The following is a 481-nucleotide window of genomic DNA, read 5'->3' as shown; positions in this document are numbered from 1 at the left end:
AAACCTGATTGACACATACATCATCTCCGCAGATTTCCTCGGCTCGTCGCATCTGAATCGCATCGAAGTTGCTTACACCACCTGCATGGACCTTACCGCTCTCGATAAGTGTCGATAGTGCCTCTAGCGTTTCCTCTAGCGGCACACCCGGGTTAGGCCAATGCAGCAAGAGCACATCTAGGTACTCAGTCCCCAGCTTACGCAAAGACAGCTCTGCGGAACGAATAAAATCTCGCTTTGAAAAGTTCGATGGCCAGACTTTGGTGGTGACGTAGATCTCCTCTCGGGGCACCGAGGATTCGGCCAATGCACGACCGACTACCTCTTCATTCCCATACATCGCAGCGGTATCAATATGGCGATAACCGATATCCAAGGCCTCAGAAATGACTCGTAACCCTTTGGTATCGTTTAGTTTGTATGTGCCTAGACCAACGAGGTCCATCATCAGTGGTACGCCCATATCCATACTCCTTTCATT

At 50.1% G+C, this 481-nt stretch carries 1 protein-coding gene; it reads right to left on the bottom strand.

All coding sequences use genetic code 11. The annotated features are described in order from the left end of the window. Window positions 1–463, bottom strand: a 463-nt coding sequence (locus tag WM40_RS27375) for an aldo/keto reductase (protein WP_162199140.1), incomplete at its 3' end; no start/stop codon positions are given. Window positions 464–481: the final 18 nt, after the last annotated feature.

This window comes from Robbsia andropogonis (assembly GCF_000970345.1).
Classification (GTDB): Bacteria; Pseudomonadota; Gammaproteobacteria; order Burkholderiales; family Burkholderiaceae; genus Robbsia; species Robbsia andropogonis.
The sequence above is the reverse complement of the archived record's forward strand: the minus strand, read 5'-3'. Positions and strand labels throughout refer to the sequence as shown.